We start from the raw sequence: 18,975 nt of genomic DNA on the forward strand, positions 1-18,975 counted from the left end.
AGGCGTGGAGAAAGCGGGTGACGGGATGCTCATTCGGATACCGCTCGAAAAGGCGGAACCGGCCGGAGATCTGATTCAGCTCATGGAAAAAATTTATTATCTCTCCGATCGCATTACGAACGTCAGCCGGGATGAACGGGGTTTGACGGTCGAGTATGACGGAATGGACGGGGAAGAGATGGCCGGCCGGCTGGACGACTTGTGCGCGTCCCTGTCCGGCCGCCGGAAGCTTCCCTACCGGAAGCTGAGAGATAACCGCAGGGAGGGAGGAGCGGCCGGCCGCGCGAAAGCGGGGGCCGGGGCGTCATCCTTCCGGGAGCGGGATAGCGAAAAAGCCAAGGAGGCTCTCGTTCTGCTGGAGCAGGCGCTTGTGAAGCTTCTGCGGAGCCGGGCCCGGGCGCACGGGGCGGCTCTCCGCAGCTATCCGGCGATGATGCCGGAATCCGTGCTGCGGAAGAGCGGATATATCCGGAATTTCCCGCAGAATGTTTATGCCGTAGGGGAGTTCCGGCATCAGTTCGACACGATGCAGGAGGTCCGTTCCCGCCTCCGGGCGGACGTGCCGCTGCATAATCTTTTGCAGCCGAGCGGCATGTATCTGCAGCCCTGCGTCTGCTACCACGTGTACGAGGAACGGAGCGGGAAAAGAAGCGGCCCTTCTGCGGGGAGCGGAAGCGGTCGGCTGGCGGCGGGAACTGATACGAAAGCGGAAACGGAAACGGAAGGGGCGGTTTCGTCCGGGCCGAAGCTCACGCTCTACTCCGCTTACGGACTGTGCTTCAGGCACGAGCACGCCAGCCGGATAGACGATTCCCGGCTGCGTGAGTTCGGGATGTTCGAGATCGTGTACATCGGCGGAGCGCAGGAGGTAAGGGATATGCGGATGAAGCTGCTGGACGACACGTGGCGCCTCTTCGGGCAGCTGGGGCTGGAGGGTTACGTGGAGACGGCTTCGGACCCTTTCTTCCTGCCGGAGGACACGGACCGCCGGCTGTTCCAGCTCGCTGCGGAGTCGAAATTCGAGCTGAGATTTGCACCGGGCGGAGAGAGCGCGAGCGATTATGCGGTAACGTCTTTCAATGTATGCGGCGACGTGCTGTGCAAAGCGTTCGGGATAACCGGAGAAGCGGAAGAATACCGGGACTCCGGTGAAGCGGGTGAGGACGGCGAGACCGGCCAAACCGGCAAAGGCGCTCCCCTTCATTCGGGCTGTACGGCCTACGGAGTGGACCGCTGGGCCCGGGCCTTGGCCGAAACGCACGGTTACGAAGCCGGAAGCTGGCCGCAGCTTATCAGGGAGCATCTGTAGGGATGGATACGAGACACCTGCTTCCTGTCGTGGAGTCTCCTGGTTTTGAGACCGAATGCTACCACAATATCCGGCTCAGCCTTCTGCTTGCGCATGCCGGGTCGCTGCCCTGGTATCACAGCCATTTTATGAACCTGACTCTCAAATCGACGGGGGCCGACCTGTTCCCCGTCATCCGCTTTGAAGAGCATCTCGACGTCTACTCGGAAGTTCTTGAGGAGACGCCTCTGGTCCGATGCGAGGACTGGGTGGAGACGGCACGGAATACGCTCGGCGAAGGCCGCTATATGATCGTGTATTTTAACTGGAGAAATATTCCGTGCTCCCGCTATTACAACAAGCAGGATATGTTTCATGAAGCGCTGGTGTACGGCTTCGACGACGATCGCGCTGTTTTCCACTTTCTCGCTTTCGACGTGAACGGCAAAGGATACGGCAGCTCGGAAGTCTCCTACGGCTTATTCGGCCGGGAAATGACAAGATTGGCGGATGAAGATTTGCATGCCCAGCGCTGGTTTGCTTTCTACGGGTTCCCCGCCTCGGTTATCCGGCTCAAAGACCCGGCGTCCCGTCCCGATACCCGGAACATGTATTTTGCCCTGGAGAGGGGCAGGGTCCGGGGGAACGGTTCGCAGGATGAGGCGTTTGCGATGGGTCATTACGTCAACGAGTATTTGTCCGTCTATTTCCGGCAGCTTGCGGAGGGAAGACCCCTTCAGGCCAAGGAATTCATTTACTGGAACATCATCGTTCATAAAATGATTCTCCACAAAAGTCTGATGCTGCAAAGAATTATTTATCTTCAAAACACAGCGGATTCCGGTCAGTTGGACCTGCTGAAAAATTTGTATATTAAGGCCAAAACGGAGATGGACCGGGTCAAGTGGACGAGCATCAAATATCAGCGGACGAAAGCATCCGTCTATCTGCATCAGCTTGCGGATCATTTTCAAACCTTATACGAGCTTGAAAAAAGGGCTTCCGCCATGCTGATGGAATTTCTCACGCTGTCCCATCTGAAATGAAAATCTGAATCGCCGAGGTGTACGCATGAACCAAACCGCCATGGAAGCCGTGATTATTGAACATGTGAAACAGATTTTACCCCAGCAGATCGAGATTGAGCCGACCACCAAGCTTCTCGAAACGGGAATCGACTCCATGAGTTTTATCCGGCTTGTGGTGCTGCTGGAGGAAGCTTTTAACATCGTGATCGAAGACGAGGAGATCCTTCTTGAGAATTTTACCAGTGTGGAGACGATCCGGAACCTGATTCAGAAATGCCTGGACGGCAAAGGGTGAACCGGGCGGAACGCACGCCAACAGAAGACGAACAGGTCATGGTCAAAAGCAGAGTAACCGGCTGGGGGATATGAGATAGTAAAAGTACCCCGGGGAAACAAAAAACAGCCACTCAAGGAGGCAAAACCATGAAAACCGCATCGTCCAAAAAGAATGCCAAGCAAGTCACTATGACACTGGAAAACTCCAACAGCAAAACTTATCTGGAGCTGCTGGACGGACGTTCCGAAGAGCTTCAATTCACTCAGGTAGCACCGACCGAGTTCACCGTCAACGATTCCGAATTCAGCCTGAAATCCGGCATCAATGTGGAACTGGGCATTAAAAACGTCGATCTTGTCGCGACTTCGAGCGTGATCTGGCCGGGACAAACCATCCGCGTCCGCGGTGGTCTGCACGGTCAAGGCGCAGCCATGAAAGCCCAAGCCACAATTCCGTTCAACAAAAAAATGACGGACGGCGTTCAAGGCGAGTCCTGGCTGTACTGGGTTATCGAAACTCCGGAAGGCGAATTCCACAACAAGCAGGCGATTCACATGAAAGGCACCTTGAAAGGTCTGCCTCCGAAAAACGCCACGTTCTATTCGGACAGTGTCACTCCGCTGTTTGACAGCGAAGACAATCAAGTGGGAACCGTGTACGGCTGCCTGCAATCCAACTAATTCAACGGTCAATGGAGGGGTCATTAACACGGGCCCCTCTTTCTTACTTGAAAAATGCCGTGCGAGAAGGAGAATGCGATGTACGACGTGATTATCGTGGGCGCAAGATGCGCCGGGGCTTCGCTCGCCGCCTTTCTGGGACGGCTCGGTCACGCGGTTCTGCTGGTCGATCAATTTCCGTATCCGAACGGGACGACGTCCACCCACATTCTGGGCGAGAGCGACGTTTACGAGAGGCTCGGCATTCTCGGAAAAATGGAGTCTGCCGGAGCGCCTCTTCTGACACGGATGCGGGTCGATTTGGAAGGAACCGTTTTCGAATCCGATATTACGGTAACGAAAAGGGCCCTGGGACTCCGCAGAGAGCTGCTGGACCCTCTGCTTCTGCAAAGCGCGGCCCGGCACCGGCACGTTGAAGTGCGGCTGAACACCAGAGTGACGAAGATTTTACTGGAGAACGGACGAGCCGCCGGCATCGAATGCCGGAGGAAGGACGGGCGGCTTCAGCGTTTCTCCGGAAAGGTCGTAATCGGTGCGGACGGCCGGTATTCGGCGGTGGCCAAGGGGGTGCGGGCCCCTCTGGAGACCGAAACGGAGCGGCCGCTGCACGGGGTTGCTTACGCGTATTTGTCCGGCGTGCAGGGGCTGCCCGTTCCGGCGGTCGAGTGGTACTGGAAAGGTTCGTCCGTCGTCCTGTGCAATCCGATCGACGGGTTAATGCACTGCGCAGCCATCATGTATCCCCCCGAGGAACAGGAGTCCATGACCCGCCTGGGACAAGGGGAATTTCTGGGAAAGCTGCGGGAAATCCGTACTCTGGCGCCGAGGCTGGCCGAGAGCGGAATGGAAGGAAGCGTCAGAGGAATCCCCCCGGGTAAAAGCTTTATCCGTAAAGCTTACGGAAACGGATGGGCATTGGCGGGGGACGCCGGGGCTTTTCTGCACCCGGTAGCCGGCGTCGGGATCGACAACGCCGTATGTACGGCCGAAACCCTGGCGGAAGAGCTTCATGCTTTTTTTACGGGCGCGAAAGAATGGGAAGAAGCGATGCGGAGCTATGAGGAGCAGCGCAACGACCGGGTTTATCCGCAGTACCGGCACTCGCTGGCCACGCTGGAAATGGCGGGCGAGCCCTTTACGGAAACGTCGGCCGGCGCTTTGAAAATGCTGGCGACTTTCCCGAGTCTGGTCAAGAAAACCGGCATGCGGGCGGAAGCCGTCATTTCATTTTTATCTGGAGGCTAAAATCATGATTGAATGTCCAACGGACCGTACACGAAATGTCACTTATCTGGAAGCGGGTTTGGAGCAAGTATGGTGGTCGGTCGCCACGCCGGAAGGGACGAATACGTATCTGACCTACTCTTCCTCCACGACAGGCGATCCCTCCCTGCCGAAGGCGGGGGATGTTTATACGCTCAATTACGGCGACATCGAGAACCAGTCTGTCGTTGTGGAAAGCGTGCCTAACCGCCGTTTCGTCCTGTCGGACGCTTATCAATCCCTGGCACCCGACGGAAAAGCGGAGACGTTCTACGTGAACACGTCCTTTGTGCTTGAGCCGTCGGGAGGATTTGTCAAATTGAGTCTGCAGGTGCAGGGATTCGCCGATGACACGTACGGGCAGTGGCTGCGTGAGTGTCTGGAAATGGGCTGGCGGCGGTCTCTGATGAATTTGAAATCGGTACTCGAATTGGGCCTGGATCTGCGGACGGAATTATTCAGTTATCCCCGGCTCGGCGTAACGAACTGCACGGTGAACAAGGAACAGAGCCGGGAAACGGGAGTTTCCGCGGGGGGCGGAAATTATTTGCTGGAAGTGTTTCCGAACAGTCCCGCACAGAAAGCGGGGCTCCGTGCAGACGACGTCATCCTCGGCATCGGGGGACGGGCAACGGCGACTTACGGCGATTTTGTCCGTGTCATTTCGTCTTATTCCGGTAAAAAGGGGCCCGTATCGGTCAGATTCAGCCGCAATGGCAGACAGCATGAAACGACCGTCCGGCTCTCTGTCGAAGAGCAGTTTACCGGCCTGAATAAGGAGAGCCTCACCCTGGAGGAAATTAAAAACAGGCGCGAGCTTATCGCGAAAAGCCGGTCGGCTTCCGGAGCGATCTGGTCCGGACCGGAGAGCCGGGAAACAGGGGAGTTCGGAGAAGCCGGAGACAGCGGGGACAACCAAGAAACCAGAGGAGAAAGCGGAGACATCAAAGACACTGGAGAAGCCACGGAAACCCGAAACACCGGAGACAGCGGAGACACCAGAGATACCGGGAAAATCGGAGACACCGGGCAATGCAGCTAAACGAACGAAAGGAGCGTGGATCGACATGACCGGGGAAGACTGGTGTACGCCTGCCGGGCTGAACAGCGAGTATATCCTTACGGACGAGCAGATTAGCCGTTACCGCAGGGACGGGCATGCCTACCTGGAAAAAGTTTGCTCGGCGGAAGAAGTAAAAGCTTACCGCCGGGCGGTTACGGAAATTTACTCTTCCTTCACGGCCGATTCCTATCCGCCGGACGAACGGGAGTTTTACGGAGTGGAGAGGGCCTTTCCGACCGTGATGAACATGTGGGAGAGAAGCTCCAAGGTGAGAGCATTCACCTTTGCCCGCCGTTTTGCCCGGATCGCCGCCGACTTGATGGGCGTGGACAGGCTGCGTCTGTACCACGATTCGGCGATTTTTCTGGAACCGGGAGGAGGAGCGATCCCCTGGCACCAGGATAGTCCCTACATGCTGCAGATGGACCCGGACATGACGATGACCATGTGGATGCCGCTTGTCGATCTTCCGGCGGAACTCGGATCGATGCGCTTTATGTCGGGCTCGCACGAGCTGCCTTCGGACAAGGGGACGAATCTGCTTCTGCAGGCTTACCGGAAGGGGCTGGCCGAGGTTCATTACGGGGCGATGCCCGCCGGAGACGCGACTTTCCATTCGGGCTTGACCCTGCATTACGCAGCGGCCAACAGGACTCCCATCGTAAGGGAGGTCGCCACGATTATTTACGTAGCGGATAATCTGCGAATCGTTGAACCGGATACCGAAGCGAGGGCCTATCACCTGAGACGGATTTTTCCGGGAATGAAGCCAGGGGATACAGCCGTCAGCCCTTGGACGCCGCTCGTGTTCGACCGGTTTGCAGAATCCGGCAGCTTCACGGAAAGGAAGGGATAAGATGGAGAACACGCACGGTTTTGATGCGCTGGATCAGGAAATCAGCCTGACTCGGGAGGACATCGCCGGGTTCCGCAGAGACGGACACCTGCTCCTGAGACAGCTTGCTTCGGAGGAGGATATCGGCCGGATCCGGGAGGCGTGCCGGCGCGAGGTCGCACGACTGGACGACGGGCTCAGACTGCAGGTGATGAACGTGTGGGAGAAGGATGCCGCCGTGAAGGCGTTTGTCTTCGCCAGGAAATTTTCCCGGATTGCGGCGGATCTTCTCGGTGTGGACGGAGTAAGGCTGTATTTCGACCAGGTTTTCTTCAAAAAACCGGGAGCGGGCGCAATGCCTCTGCACCAGGCCAACCGGTTCATGCTTGAGCTGGACCCTGATTCCGTCCTCTCCATGTGGATGCCGCTGACCGATGTTCCGGGAGAAAGGGGGCCGCTCTCCTATGTGGCGGGTTCGCATCTTCACGAGAAGCTTAGAAGCGCCCCGAATCCTCTCCTTGCGGCCATGAGACTGGGACTCTCGGAGAAGCCGTGCGGCCCGATGCAAGCGGGGGATGCTTCCTTCCATACCGGCTGGACACTTCACGGGGCTTACGGCAACGATACGGAAACAACGAGGGAGATGCTCATTATTACCTGGTTTGCCGAAGACGCCCGGATTAAGGACCCCGGGGACAGTGCCGGCAGGAACCCGCAGCTCCAAAGCCTTTTCCGGGGAGTGGAGCCGGGCGGCAAGGCGCAGGGACGGCGGCTTCCGCTGCTGTTTTACCGGCCTTACCGGGATGTGGTCAAGCTGGTTCATGGAGCGGAGGAGGATGTGGAATGAACGGGCCCGTTCACAGTGATTTACCGCCCCTGAGCGACAGCTACGCACTGCCGGAGGGCCTGATCGCGCAGTTCCGGGAGAAAGGGCACGTCTGCATCAGGCAGGCGGCCTTTATCCATGAAATCAGCGCCTACCGTCCCCATATCATCTCCGCAGTGGAGGGGTACACGGGAGACCGGAGCGTTCGGCCGCATAAGCAGCTCTATATGAACCTCTGGGAGGAGGACTCGCGTGTCCGGCAGTTCGTATTTGCCCGCCGGTTCGCCAAGCTGGCGGCGGATCTCATGGGCGTCACGGGAGTCCGGCTGTACCTGGATCAGGCGAACTTCATCGAGCCGGGGGCGAGCATTACGCCTTGGCACCAGACCGAGGCTTACATGCTTGAGCTTGATCCCGCGCAGATTATCACCATGTGGATGCCCTTGGTAGATCTGCCGGAGCCCGGCGGGCCCGTGACCTACATGTCCGGCTCGCATCTCCTACCGGGGGGAGCATCCAAAAATCCGCTGCTGGAAGCGAAAAGAGCGGGACTCCCGGAAGAAAACTACGGCCCGCTGAGAACCGGAGACGTCACGTTTCACGCGGGGCGTCTGCTGCACAGCGCACCGGGAAACGAAGGGGCTTTCACTCGCGAGGTGATGACGGTGACGTACTTTGCGGACGGCGCGAGAATCCTGGACCCCGGGGACAAGTCCGGCAGAGCCCCGCACCTCAAGCGCCTCTTCGCCGGAACCGGGGCGGGACGGCAGGCCGAAGGGCCGCTGACGCCTCTGCTTTACCGGAGTCCTTTTTAAAAGGAGGAAAACAGGTGGAAGATTCTCTATACACGGCAAATTTGCACGAGGAAATGGCGCTGTCTCCCGGACAACTGGAAGAATACCGCAGCAAGGGGCATGTTTATGCCGGACGGGTCGCTTCGGATGAAGACGTGGCGGTTCTGCGTCCTCTGGTGAGGGAGCTGGTACGGACCTGCGTGAAGGAGGAGCGGCCGCTGGAGGAGCGTGACGATTTCGGCAGAGCTTTTCTCCAGCTGATTAACTTATGGCAGAGAGACGAGAGGGTGAAGAAATTCGTCTTTGCCCGCAAATTCGCCCGGATGGCCGCCGATCTGATGGAAACGGACGGAGTGCGGCTGTACCTGGATCAGACTTTCTACAAGGAACCGGGAGGCGGACCTACGCCTTGGCATCAGGACGGCGCGTATATGCTCCGCTTCAAGCCCGACAAGCTCATTACCCTCTGGCTGCCGCTGACCGATATCCCGGACGAAATGGGCTCGCTGCGGTTCATTTCCGGTGCGCATGAGATCGAGCGGATAAAAAATTCGGGCAACATTCTGCTGGATGCGGTCCGCAGAGGGCTGCCGGAGACCGGATACAAGGGAATGAAGGCGGGACATGCGACATTTCATTCGGGATGGACGCCTCACAGCGCGCTGGCGAATCCGACGCATTCCATGCGGGAGGTCCTGACGATTACGTATATAGCGGAGGACGCGCTTATAGCCGACCCGGAGGATAACGAGGCGCGCTGGAAACATCTGGAGACGTACTTTCCTGGGCGGAAGCCGGGAGAGCGTGCGGACAGTCCGCTTAATCCCGTTTTGTACAGGAGGGATGAGAATGCCCGCCCGCCGGCCGGATTCCCCGCTCAATAAAGCCAGAATTGTGTGCAACCGAAGCTGAGAGAAGCGGGGACGGGACCTTTACAATGAAAACAACGGAAAGTTTGGAGGGGAAGCAATGTCTGCGAAAGAACAAATTCGTCTGTTTTTAAGCGATCAGGGTTGCGGGATGCTGCCGGTCGAAGAGATCGGCGAAGAAAAGCGGCTTTTTGAAATGGGATTCGATTCGCTGAGGTTTATGGAGCTTGTCGTGCTTATCGAGGAGCATTTCGGAATCCAGTGGCCCGACGAAGCGCTGGAGATCAGCGGGAGCACGCGGGTCAGGGACATCGTCCAGGCGCTTGAAGGCTGTTTATGAGCCGCGCCCCGGACTACCGCCACTTGCTGGCGATGCTGCCTCATCAGTTTCCCCTCCGGGTTCTGGATGAGGTGAAAGACTATTCGCCCGGTAAATTTCTGATAGCCGGATGCAGCCCGGAGCCGCTGAAGATCTACTTCGGGGGCACGGACACCATCCCGCCCACCCTGCTGATCGAGGGGCTTGCCCAGGCGTGCGTCATTCTGACCCAACTGGAGACGGCCCCGCTCGCGGAAGATGAAGTTCCCCTGCTGGGAGCGATCAAGGCCAAGCTGCTGAATCCCGTATCCTGGCAGGAATCCATTCTTTACAAGGTAGAACCCGTCCGCATTTTAAGCAAAAAAGCGATTTTTACCGGCACTTTGTACCGGTCGGACGGGACAACGGCGGTATCGGCCGAACTAAGCGTAGCTGTTGCCGCGACATCAAATTCATAATAGGCGGGGACCATCGTATGCCGGCAGAGGCTTATTTGCAGTATGCAAAACCTTGGATCATGGTGGACCGGATTATCGGAGAAAGCGATCGGGCCATCTCAACTTTGAAGAATATTTCCAGCAGTGACTTCTACTTAATTGGTCATTTCCCTTCATATAGTGTGTATCCCGGTATGCTGATGGTGGAATGCATCCTTCAGTCGGCGGAGCTTCTCCTGAAGCGTCAATTCCCCGGGAGGCCGGAGTCCTGCCTGTTCGGCGAGGTCGCTTCGCGTTTCCTCAGTCCGGTCGTTCCGGGCGATTCCGTGAGGTTTGACGTCGGCTTCACGGCCGGAGGAAGCGAGCTGGCGGCTGTCGGCAAGGTCGGCGGCCGCACGGTGATTCACTGCAAAATGAAGCTGTTGCCGGAGGAAGGGGAGCAAGGATGAACGGAGACGAAAGGCTGGTAGAGCTTTACGACCAAGGCAAGCTGGCGGGCGTGCTGCACCTGCCTCCCGAACACCTCAGACCTTGTCCGGTGATCGTCTACTGTCCGGGCAAAAACGGCGAAAGGTACGAGGTGCACCGGCTTGCCGTGAAGTTTGCCCGGAGATTGGCGCAGCAGGGGATCGCCTTTCTGCGTTTCGATTATTACGGCATCGGTCTGAGCGACGGGTATTATTTCGACATGACGACCTCGGGCAAAATCTCAAATGTGCTGAAAGCCTATGAGTTTGTCTGCGGCCATCCGGATCTGCGGGAGCGGGAGACCGTCTTCCTGGGATTCAGCGACGGAGCCAGGATCGCCTTGATGGCCGCGCAGGGCAGCGGGATAGAAAGGCTGGTCCTGTGGAGCCCGCTGTTTTTTGAATTCGGCGGGAACTATCCGAGCGGTAAGCATCCCCGGTTTATCCGGCATCCGGAAGCGGGCAAGCTGGTTATGCCGTGGGCCGGCTTGTGGGTGGGGATGGATTTTTACCGGGATTTGCAGCATATGGATACCGAAGGCGCCCTTCAATCTTATTCGGGTTCTTCCGTCCTCATCTACGGAGACAACGATCCTCTTATCCTGGAGGAAATGGAGCTGTCGGAATCCCGCCGGTCGGCGATTTACAGACCATCTCCGCAGAATCGGGTGGTCAAGGTTCCGGAAGCGGGTCATCTGTTTACATCAAGGCCGCTGGAAGAAACGCTGATGGAGCATACGACTTCCTGGCTCCGTACGGAGCGTCTGGTCAGGGAGGAGGGTAACTCATGTGGAAGCAGAGACGATTCGGACACGACAGCGCCATCTACGGACTCGTGAACGAACCTGAGGGCGCCGGGGGCGATCTTGTGCTGATGTTCGCGGGACTGGGCCAGGCGATGAGCGAAAAAAATTACTTTTTCTCTAACCTGCGCAAATATTTGGCCCGGAGCGGCACCAGAGTCGTTCAATTCGACTATCGCGGCCACGGGGACAGCTTCGGGGAACTCGGGGACACGACGGTGTCCGGCATGAAACGGGATGCGCTTGAAGTGCTTGCCGAGGTGCTTGCAGAGCGTCCCGCGGAGAGAGTATTCCTGATCGGAAACGCTCTGGGCGGGATCATAGCTCTCCAAACGGCAGCCGCGCTGCAGAAGAAGGGGGAAGGCGCTCCCGTCTGCATCCCTGTACTGCTGGCGCCTCCCTTCCGGACATTCCCCGGAAAGGAAGTATTGTTCGGCGTGGAGACGCTTCAGGCTCTCCGCCTTGAAGGAAAGCTCGACGCCCAGCTTCTGGTGCCGGGCTTCGATTATTACACGCTGAGCGACTTTAACCGGGAGCCGTACGATTTTTTTATGGCGTGGGGAGCTCATATGCTTTATTTGCACGGGCAGTGTATTTCCGCGGACATGCTGGACGAGCTTCTTGAACTGGATACGGCCCGTCTTGTCAAAGAATATGGCGGGCCTCTGCACATCATGTGCGGCAGTGAAGACGACGACGCCAAGGCGATAGCGGAGGAAACGGACACCGTCGTTCTGCACGGGATGCGGGGGTACCGGTATTTTTATCAGCATCCTGCGGCGATGGATCAATGGATAATCCGTGCGGCCTCCATTGTACGGGGCGATAACGGGGAGAGGGAGAGTCTTTAATGGAAGAAATCCGGAAAACAATTGCGCAGACCATTCTGTCCCAAAGAAACGACTGGCGGTTCCCGGACGGAGAAGGATTATCCCAGCGCACGCTTGACTGCAGGCAGCTTTGCATGATGGAGGTGCTTAAATGGAAAGGCGAGCGGCAGCTGACGCCCGTTTTCCTGAACGCGTTCGACTGTGAGTCGAACGGACTCCTGCTGAGGCGCAGCGAACCCGAGCCGGGGAGAGGCTGGAGGCTGACGAAATATTCCCCTTTGAATACGGAGGGGCTGTACCCTCTGATTGATTCCGTCTTCGATCACGAAGGTTATTGTCTGCTGTTTTACAACGCGAAGGCGGCCGCTTTTTCCTCGTATTTCGGGAAGCACGATATCGTTCATTGGTCGCTGCTGGTTGATTATGACGAGGCGGGGGTGACCCTGGTCGATGACGAAGGGGCTCCGGCTTTTTTTAACGGGTATATCGGGAAAATTCCCTGGGAAACGCTGATGAGCGCTCATGCGGAATCGGAGAAAGCCGGTGTCGCGATACTTGGACGCCGGCCGGGGTATGCGAAGACTTGGGAGGAAGAATTCCTCTCGCTGGTTGGGGCTTCGGTACACAACATGGTCGATCGGCAGGGACTTAAGAATCTGGAGAACTTCGTAAAGGCGGTTGCGGAAAGTCCGCCGGAAGTTTTGATTCCCGTGCTGGAAACGCTGGAGTTCGACGTCCACTATTTCCGCCGGTTGAGGGAGCTGTGGAAAGCGGCCGTGGAGAACGGGACCGTACCGGACCGGTACAAAGCCCCCGGCTGGGTGGAGGAGCTCGTTTACGTCTGTAAATCATGGTCGCTCGTTATGGGAGTTCTGGCCAAGTGGAAAAGGCAGCCGGACAGAGACTATTCGGCCAAGCTTGCCGATTACCTCGGGCAGGCCCTTGAAAGCGAGAAAGGGTTTTACCGGGAGCTACGACATCTGGTAAGAGGTGAATCATGAAAGAAGGGTTTAAAAAGATTGCCGACACGGTTGTCAGCCATTCTCTCAGGCTTCGTCCGGGGGAAAAAGTAGCCGTCAAGGTCCGGGGAGATGCGGCCGAGTTGACCGAAATCCTGATCGCGCGCATTTATGAGGCCGGAGCGGTGCCTTTTCTGCAGACAACGAATGTGGAGGAGCTTAAATGGCTGCTGGCGGGAGCTTCCGAGGAGCAGATCCGCCTGTGGGCGAAGCATGACCTCGGCCTTATCGAAGCGATGGACGCGTACATCGGGATTCACTCGGAAGAAAACAGCTTCGAAATGGAAGATGCGGATGAGACGCGCTACGGCCATTACGTGCAGCATTACCTCCAGCCGTTGACGATGACCATGGCGGCCAAGCCCAAATGGGTGCTGCTGCGCTATCCCACCCGGGGAATGGCCCAGCAGGCGGGCATCGGAACATCGAAGCTCCGGCAAATTTACGCCTCGTCCTGCCTGATGGATTACAAGGGGCTCAGGGAAAAGGCGGAACCGCTGCGGAAGCTGCTCGAACGGACCGGCCGCATCCGTATCGTCTCACCCGGAACGGACTTGTCTTTCTCCGTGAAAGACATCCCCTCTTTCCTGTGCGACGGCCGCTACAACCTTCCCGACGGGGAGCTGTTTACGGCGCCGGTGACCGGCTCGGCAGAGGGCCGGATCACGTTCAACGTGCCGACAAGCTGTATGGGCAAAACGTTCGATTCCGTGGCGCTCACGTTCCGGCAGGGCAGAGTGACCGAATGGTCGGCGGACGATCCCGAAGCGCTGAGCGCCATTCTGAAAACGGATGAGGGAGCTTCGCGTCCGGGCGAATTCGGCATCGGGCTGAATCCCCATATCCGCCGGCCTATGCGGAATCTGCTGTTCGACGAGAAGATGGCGGGAAGCATCCATCTTGCCTTGGGACAAGCGTATGAGATGGCCGATAACGGGAATACATCGGTTTTGCACTGGGACCTTGTTTTATGCCAGTTGGAAGCCTATGGAGGCGGCGAGCTTTATTTTGACGATGTATTGATCCGTAAAAACGGGTATTTCGTTGTGCCTGAACTGGAACCGTTAAATCCATGAACGGGAGGGAAACGGATGGCGCACCTGTTTATCGCGGTCCAGAGGGTTCTGGGCCATGTAATCCCGGCCTTGGCCATCGGACAGCAGCTCAAGAAGAAGGGGCATGAGGTCACACTGGTTACACATCCGGCCAATGAGGAGCTGGCTGTGCGTGCGGGACTCTCCTTCCTGCCGGCGGAATGGGGGAAATTCCCGGAGAAGTTTATCTATGAGCAGGTGCTGGAAATAGACGCGCTGCTCTCCGGGAGGAAAATCGACTGGATGATTTGTGATTCTTCCCAGGCGGCCCCCGCTTATGCGGCGGAGAGAAGAGGAATCCCCTGGATCAGCCTGCAAACGACGGTTCCTTATCCCGAAGAATCGCTTCCGGGGAGCCAAACCGTTTTTAGCCGCATGAAGAAAAGCTACGGCAGGGAACTGAACGGCGTCAGGCTGAGACTTGGACTGCCGCCGCTTGCCGATGACAGGAGAACGCGGGGAGACCTCGCGGGGCTTTCTCCCCGGCTTCATCTGGTCAACGTCCATGCCTTGCTGTACCCCGAGGAAGGCGGTATTCCGGAGCAGTCCGTGTTTACCGGAAGCTGCACGCTGGAGCCGGAGAACCGCGATACCGCGGCGGCGCGGGTAGAGTCCGAGCTGCCTCCGGGACGGCCCACTGTTCTCGTCTGCGCTTCTTCCACCGGACGGCATGATTCGAGGGAAGTCATGAACCGCTACATCCGGGCGGCCGTGAGTCTGTCGGAGGAGCATTCTTTTAATCTGCTCGTTGCGGAACATAAGCCGTACGCAGGGGAGCGGCCGCTGCCTCCTCATGTCCGCTGGATAACGGCGTATCCCAACCACGGCCACCTGCTGCCCCTTGCGGACGCCGTCATTACGCACGGGGGCTGCGGCACCGTACAGTCCGTCATGAGGCACGGCGTCCCTATGGTTGTGATTCCCCTCGCGTCCGACCAGCATCTTCTGGCCCGGACCTGCGAGCGCCTGGGAATCGCCCTGACAGTCGATCCGGAGGAAGCGGGGCGCGGACGGATCGGTCCGGCCCTGCGAAGACTGCTGGCGGACGGAAACCCGTACACGCCGCGGGCCAAGGAACTGGCGGCGATTATGAGGCGGGACAACCCTAACGAAGCGGCCGTCCGCGCCATCGAACAAGTTCTGCAAAATAATTCGTAAAGGATGAAGCGCATGTTGACCGGAGAAGCGGCACTGGAAGTGATTCAAAAAATCGGCGGGCTTGATAACGTGGAGATGAATACCAATTTTTTGGAAAAAGGAATAGATTCCGTTAAGGTCGTTGAAATTCTGATTGAGTTCGAAATGATGTTTAATATCGACGTTCTGGACGATCAGCTGAACCTGGATGAACTGTCGACTCCCAAACGCATTCAGGACTATATAAACGGAATTATCGCCAAGTAGCGCAGAGCCGCCAATAAAGCCGAGTAACTTCCCTTACGGCCCTCTATGCTAGAGAAGAGAAGGGAACGTACCCCGATTAACGGGAGGAGGGACACATTGAGGAAGGAAATCATGACGGACGAAATGATGGAGCACTACAGGGAAAAGGGATTTGCGGTCATTCCCGGCGTATTTTCACCGGCCGAGGCGGAAGAGATCAAAGGAGCCTTGAAACAAGTATGGACGCGGAGCATCCGCAGCCGCATGATTTTGCAAAGCCTCGTATTTCCGCTGGAAAGCTTATTCCCGCCTCTCAGGAATGTGCATCAGAGCCATGAGGCGCTGAAACGGTGCTCGCTCGATCCGAGAGCCTTCGGCACCGCTGCCCGGCTGCTCGGGGAGAATGCGCTGCTTGTCGGAACGACGGGGTTTTATAAATGTCCGGGGGCCAAGCAGCTGCCTCTGCACCAGGACAATTACGATATCGGGGCCGAGCCGGCTCCGGGCTGCGCGTTCTGGGTGTCCCTCGACGAGACGTCACCCGAAAACGGCGGGCTTCGGATGGTTCCGGGCAGCCATCGCCTGGGACTGCTTAGACCGCGGCTTCCGGGCAGCCGTTCCACGTACGGGCAGTCGGTTCCGGTCCCCGAGCGTCACGCGGAGGTCGATCTTACGACAAAGCCCGGAGACGTGGTGGTCTTTAACGGCCACACCGTCCACGGCTCCCACGCGAACCGGACCCGGTACGGGTTCAGGAATTCACTCGTTATGCATTTCGTCGGCGAAAGCGTCAGAAGTCTTTTCGTGCAGAACAGGGAGCTTCTCAATTCGGCCGGCGATAAAATATTCAGACCCGTCAACAAGTCTCACAGCGTGAAAAGGTTATTTCTGAACAAGGATTCCAACTAAAACGGGAGGAGCGGGGATGGATGCAAAGTTATTTTTCCGTCAGCTATCTGACCATTGTGGCCTATGCGCAGTGGATGGAACACATGAAGTCTCCTACAGCCGGATAACGGAGCTTGCGCAGATTCATGCGGAGATGCTGGAAAAAGCCGGCCTTGGAGCCGATCCAACCCGGGGACAGCGGACCGTCGCGGTCGATATTTCGATCGGCTGGAGAGCGATCCCGCTCTTCCTGGCGGCGCTCCGGCAGAAAGTAACCCTCGTTCCGGTCGATCCCGCCAAAAACCCCGGCTTGACCGATAAAGTGCTCGGCTGGATCGAGCCGGACTCCTACATCACACCGGCGCATGTAGACGAAGACGGCGTACTTCACTCCGGGCTTCAGCCGGCAGCGGCAGCGCCCGCGCCCAGGGAAGAGCTGCGGGACGTCGCGTTCGTCCTGTACACGTCGGGAACGACCGGACGGCCCAAAGGCGTCATGCTGACCTACGACAACATCTGGTCGAACGTCGGCAGCATTCTGGGCTACTTCAAGCCGGACCGGGAGGACAGGCTGTATTTGTTCCGGCCGCTTACGTACGCTTCGGCTCTTACGGGCGAGCTGCTGCCGTCTTTATTCCGGGGAGCGGCCGTCTATTTCCGGCCCCCGGATACGAACCCGCTGAGCACAATGAAGAGCATCCGGCAGGACGGCATTACTATTCTCGGCACGACGCCGACGGTTGCCGCCACGTTCGCCCGTTTTCGCAAACGGTACGATTTCGGAAGCCTGCGCTGCCTCATGCTGAGCGGGGAATGCCTGACCCTCAGGCAGGCGGAGCTCATTGCCGGGGCTTTCCCGGACGCGGTCGTCTGGAACGCTTACGGGCTTACCGAGGCTTCGCCCCGGATCAGCTGCCTGACCGAAACGGGAGCCTTTCTGGAGCGGAGGGGCTGCGTCGGCAAACCTCTCGCAGGCGTCGAGGTAGAGGTACGGGTGGAAGAAGCGGAGGGAAGGACGGCCGCGGACGGCGAGGAAGGCGTCCTGTACGTGCGGGGGCCTAATGTCATGAAGGGCTATTACGGCGACCCGGCAGCGACCTCTTCCAAAATCAGGGGCGGCTGGCTGAGGACGGGCGACCGCGCCGTGATCCGCAAAGGCGAGATTTACGTTCTCGGCAGAGCCGATTCCCTGATCATCCGCGGGGGAGTCAATATGGACCCGAGCGAGATCGAAAGCGAGCTCATGAAGCTCGGGGGAATCAAGGAAGCGCTCGTTTTTGCGGACAGTTCCGAAGGGCGGACGCGAGTTCATGCCTGGATCACTTGTGAACAAGGGATTCCGATGAAACAAATCCGCTCGACGATTATTCACGAGATCAAAGATTCCCGCCTCTGGCCGGACGTGATCGAACTGAAGGAAGAGCTTCCGAAGACGGCCAGCGGCAAGCTGATCCGTCCAATCCAATCTTTGAGGTGAGTTCATGGAAAAAAGCTATCCGGTCGTCCATCCGTTCACATGGATGCCTCCCAGCGGCACGCTTACGACAGACACCTGGCTCGGGCAGGTAACTTGTCTGGAGCGGGGGGACGGTTCCTGGGTGTACGACACGCAGGGCAAAGCTTATCTGTACACCACTACGGCGGTTCCCACGGTGGGGCTTTCCAACTGGCGGGTCATCCAGGCGATGAAGGAACAGATGGAGCGATTAAGCTTCGCGTCGACCTGCGCCCAGACACACGATCTTGTCGAGCCTCTGGCGGACAAACTGCTCCGCCTCTGCGGCAGCCGGTATGCCAAGGTGTTTTTTACGAACGACGGGTCGGGGGCCGTGGAAACGGCTATGCGTCTCATCCGGCAGCATTTCATCTCCCGCGGGGAGGCGAAGCGGGACAAGTTTGTTTCGTTTGACGGAAGTTTTCACGGAACCACCTACGGCTCCGGTTCGGTTACTCATCTGGGCATCCGCGAGATGTTCGGCAGGGGCCTGGACGATTGCTTGTGCGCTCCGTCGCCTAATTTGTACCGGCCTCCTGCCGCTGCTTCCACTCCCGAAAGTGCGGCGGATTTCTGCCTGAAGGAGCTGGAACGCCTGATCGTGGAGGCGGGACCCGAGACGATCGCCGCCGTGCTTGTGGAGCCGATTCAGGCGGTAAACGGAGTGGTTCTTATGCCGGAGACGTTTTTTTCACAGGTCAGGGATTTGACGCGGCAATACGGCATTGCGGTGATCTCGGATGAAGTGACAACGGGGCTTGGCAGAACCGGGCACTGGTCCTTAAGCGAGAAATACGGGCTGGAGCCGGATATTCTTGCCGTATCCAAAGGGTTGACCGGCGGATATTTTCCGATGGGGGCCGTGCTGATGTCAGGCGAACTGGATGAAAGTTTATTCGGAAACGGAGGCATCCTGCTCCACGGGTCGACGCAGTGCGGACATCCGGTCGGCTGCGCGGCGGCCATGCAGGTGCTGGAAATTATCGAGCAGGAAGGCTTGCTGGACCACGCGGCCGTACGCGGCCGGGGACTTCTGGGTGACTTTGCGGACGCGCTGGCCGGCCATCCGAATGTGGGCGATATCCGGGGAATGGGCCTGATGCTTGCGATTGAATTTGTGAAGGACAAGGCGACCAAAGAGCCGGTCGATTTCGAATGGGGGCGCCGGTTATCCGGGCATCTCCATGACGAAGGCATACTGGGCAATTATTTCAACGGGATTCTTCTGATGTATCCTCCCCTGAATGTCAGCGGGGAAGAATGCGACTTTCTCGTGCATGGCGTGACGAGAGCATTAAGACGAATGAGGTGAGGATA

Annotated in this window: 22 protein-coding genes; all 22 read left to right on the forward strand. The window is 57.9% G+C overall.

Annotated elements, in window-relative coordinates:
- Window positions 1-4 precede the first annotated feature (4 nt).
- The 22 genes from ABC395_RS04075 (at window position 5) to ABC395_RS04180 (ending at window position 18,970) form a co-directional block, all read left to right on the forward strand.
- On the forward strand, window positions 5-1,309 hold the full coding sequence (locus ABC395_RS04075) for a class-II aminoacyl-tRNA synthetase family protein (protein ID WP_413000915.1): 1,305 nt from the start codon (window positions 5-7) through the stop codon (window positions 1,307-1,309).
- Window positions 1,310-1,311: 2 nt separating this feature from the next.
- Window positions 1,312-2,334 (forward strand): hypothetical protein, encoded by a 1,023-nt coding sequence (locus tag ABC395_RS04080; RefSeq protein WP_413000916.1) that lies wholly within the window; start codon window positions 1,312-1,314, stop codon window positions 2,332-2,334.
- A gap of 25 nt (window positions 2,335-2,359) precedes the next feature.
- Window positions 2,360-2,611, forward strand: coding sequence for an acyl carrier protein (locus ABC395_RS04085; RefSeq protein ID WP_103994495.1), 252 nt, complete (start codon window positions 2,360-2,362; stop codon window positions 2,609-2,611).
- Between the two features lie 128 nt (window positions 2,612-2,739).
- Window positions 2,740-3,273, forward strand: coding sequence for a hypothetical protein (locus tag ABC395_RS04090; RefSeq protein ID WP_103994496.1), 534 nt, complete (start codon window positions 2,740-2,742; stop codon window positions 3,271-3,273).
- 78 nt (window positions 3,274-3,351) lie between these two features.
- Entirely contained in the window at window positions 3,352-4,518 is a 1,167-nt protein-coding gene (locus ABC395_RS04095; RefSeq protein WP_413000917.1) for an NAD(P)/FAD-dependent oxidoreductase, read from the forward strand.
- Window positions 4,519-4,522: 4 nt separating this feature from the next.
- Complete coding sequence (locus tag ABC395_RS04100; RefSeq protein ID WP_413000918.1) at window positions 4,523-5,578, forward strand: PDZ domain-containing protein; 1,056 nt, start codon at window positions 4,523-4,525, stop codon at window positions 5,576-5,578.
- A gap of 25 nt (window positions 5,579-5,603) precedes the next feature.
- Window positions 5,604-6,455 (forward strand): phytanoyl-CoA dioxygenase family protein, encoded by an 852-nt coding sequence (locus ABC395_RS04105; RefSeq protein ID WP_413000920.1) that lies wholly within the window; start codon window positions 5,604-5,606, stop codon window positions 6,453-6,455.
- A gap of 1 nt (window position 6,456) precedes the next feature.
- On the forward strand, window positions 6,457-7,281 hold the full coding sequence (locus ABC395_RS04110) for a phytanoyl-CoA dioxygenase family protein (RefSeq protein WP_413000921.1): 825 nt from the start codon (window positions 6,457-6,459) through the stop codon (window positions 7,279-7,281).
- Window positions 7,278-8,075: a phytanoyl-CoA dioxygenase family protein gene (locus ABC395_RS04115; protein ID WP_413000923.1), complete on the forward strand. Its 798-nt coding sequence runs from the start codon at window positions 7,278-7,280 to the stop codon at window positions 8,073-8,075. The genes ABC395_RS04110 and ABC395_RS04115 overlap by 4 nt, the downstream gene beginning before the upstream one ends.
- A 14-nt stretch (window positions 8,076-8,089) precedes the next feature.
- Window positions 8,090-8,938, forward strand: coding sequence for a phytanoyl-CoA dioxygenase family protein (locus ABC395_RS04120; protein ID WP_413000925.1), 849 nt, complete (start codon window positions 8,090-8,092; stop codon window positions 8,936-8,938).
- Window positions 8,939-9,023: 85 nt separating this feature from the next.
- The gene (locus tag ABC395_RS04125; protein ID WP_413000926.1) at window positions 9,024-9,263 is read left to right on the forward strand and encodes an acyl carrier protein; all 240 of its coding nucleotides are present in this window, start codon (window positions 9,024-9,026) and stop codon (window positions 9,261-9,263) included.
- A complete protein-coding gene (locus ABC395_RS04130; protein WP_413000927.1) occupies window positions 9,260-9,700 on the forward strand; it encodes a 3-hydroxyacyl-ACP dehydratase FabZ family protein in 441 nt (146 codons plus the stop codon). Before ABC395_RS04125 ends, ABC395_RS04130 begins: the two co-directional genes overlap by 4 nt.
- A gap of 17 nt (window positions 9,701-9,717) precedes the next feature.
- Entirely contained in the window at window positions 9,718-10,128 is a 411-nt protein-coding gene (locus tag ABC395_RS04135; protein WP_413000929.1) for a 3-hydroxyacyl-ACP dehydratase FabZ family protein, read from the forward strand.
- Window positions 10,125-10,985 (forward strand): alpha/beta hydrolase, encoded by an 861-nt coding sequence (locus ABC395_RS04140; protein ID WP_413000931.1) that lies wholly within the window; start codon window positions 10,125-10,127, stop codon window positions 10,983-10,985. The genes ABC395_RS04135 and ABC395_RS04140 overlap by 4 nt, the downstream gene beginning before the upstream one ends.
- Window positions 10,934-11,800 carry an alpha/beta hydrolase gene (locus ABC395_RS04145; RefSeq protein WP_413000933.1) on the forward strand — a complete coding sequence of 289 codons (867 nt, stop codon included), beginning with the start codon at window positions 10,934-10,936 and terminating at the stop codon, window positions 11,798-11,800. Before ABC395_RS04140 ends, ABC395_RS04145 begins: the two co-directional genes overlap by 52 nt.
- The gene (locus ABC395_RS04150) at window positions 11,800-12,780 is read left to right on the forward strand and encodes a hypothetical protein (protein ID WP_413000934.1); all 981 of its coding nucleotides are present in this window, start codon (window positions 11,800-11,802) and stop codon (window positions 12,778-12,780) included. The genes ABC395_RS04145 and ABC395_RS04150 overlap by 1 nt, the downstream gene beginning before the upstream one ends.
- Complete coding sequence (locus ABC395_RS04155; RefSeq protein ID WP_413000936.1) at window positions 12,777-13,874, forward strand: aminopeptidase; 1,098 nt, start codon at window positions 12,777-12,779, stop codon at window positions 13,872-13,874. Before ABC395_RS04150 ends, ABC395_RS04155 begins: the two co-directional genes overlap by 4 nt.
- 15 nt (window positions 13,875-13,889) lie before the next feature.
- On the forward strand, window positions 13,890-15,050 hold the full coding sequence (locus ABC395_RS04160; protein ID WP_413000938.1) for a glycosyltransferase: 1,161 nt from the start codon (window positions 13,890-13,892) through the stop codon (window positions 15,048-15,050).
- Between the two features lie 12 nt (window positions 15,051-15,062).
- Window positions 15,063-15,296 carry a phosphopantetheine-binding protein gene (locus ABC395_RS04165; protein ID WP_413000940.1) on the forward strand — a complete coding sequence of 78 codons (234 nt, stop codon included), beginning with the start codon at window positions 15,063-15,065 and terminating at the stop codon, window positions 15,294-15,296.
- A gap of 96 nt (window positions 15,297-15,392) precedes the next feature.
- Entirely contained in the window at window positions 15,393-16,184 is a 792-nt protein-coding gene (locus tag ABC395_RS04170; protein WP_413000941.1) for a phytanoyl-CoA dioxygenase family protein, read from the forward strand.
- Window positions 16,185-16,200: 16 nt separating this feature from the next.
- Window positions 16,201-17,640, forward strand: a complete 1,440-nt coding sequence (locus ABC395_RS04175) for a class I adenylate-forming enzyme family protein (protein ID WP_413000943.1) — start codon at window positions 16,201-16,203, stop codon at window positions 17,638-17,640.
- A 4-nt stretch (window positions 17,641-17,644) separates the two neighbouring features.
- Window positions 17,645-18,970 (forward strand): aminotransferase family protein, encoded by a 1,326-nt coding sequence (locus ABC395_RS04180; protein ID WP_413000945.1) that lies wholly within the window; start codon window positions 17,645-17,647, stop codon window positions 18,968-18,970.
- Window positions 18,971-18,975: the final 5 nt, after the last annotated feature.

Source organism: Paenibacillus canaveralius, from assembly GCF_047238265.1.
Classification (GTDB): Bacteria; Bacillota; Bacilli; order Paenibacillales; family NBRC-103111; genus Paenibacillus_F.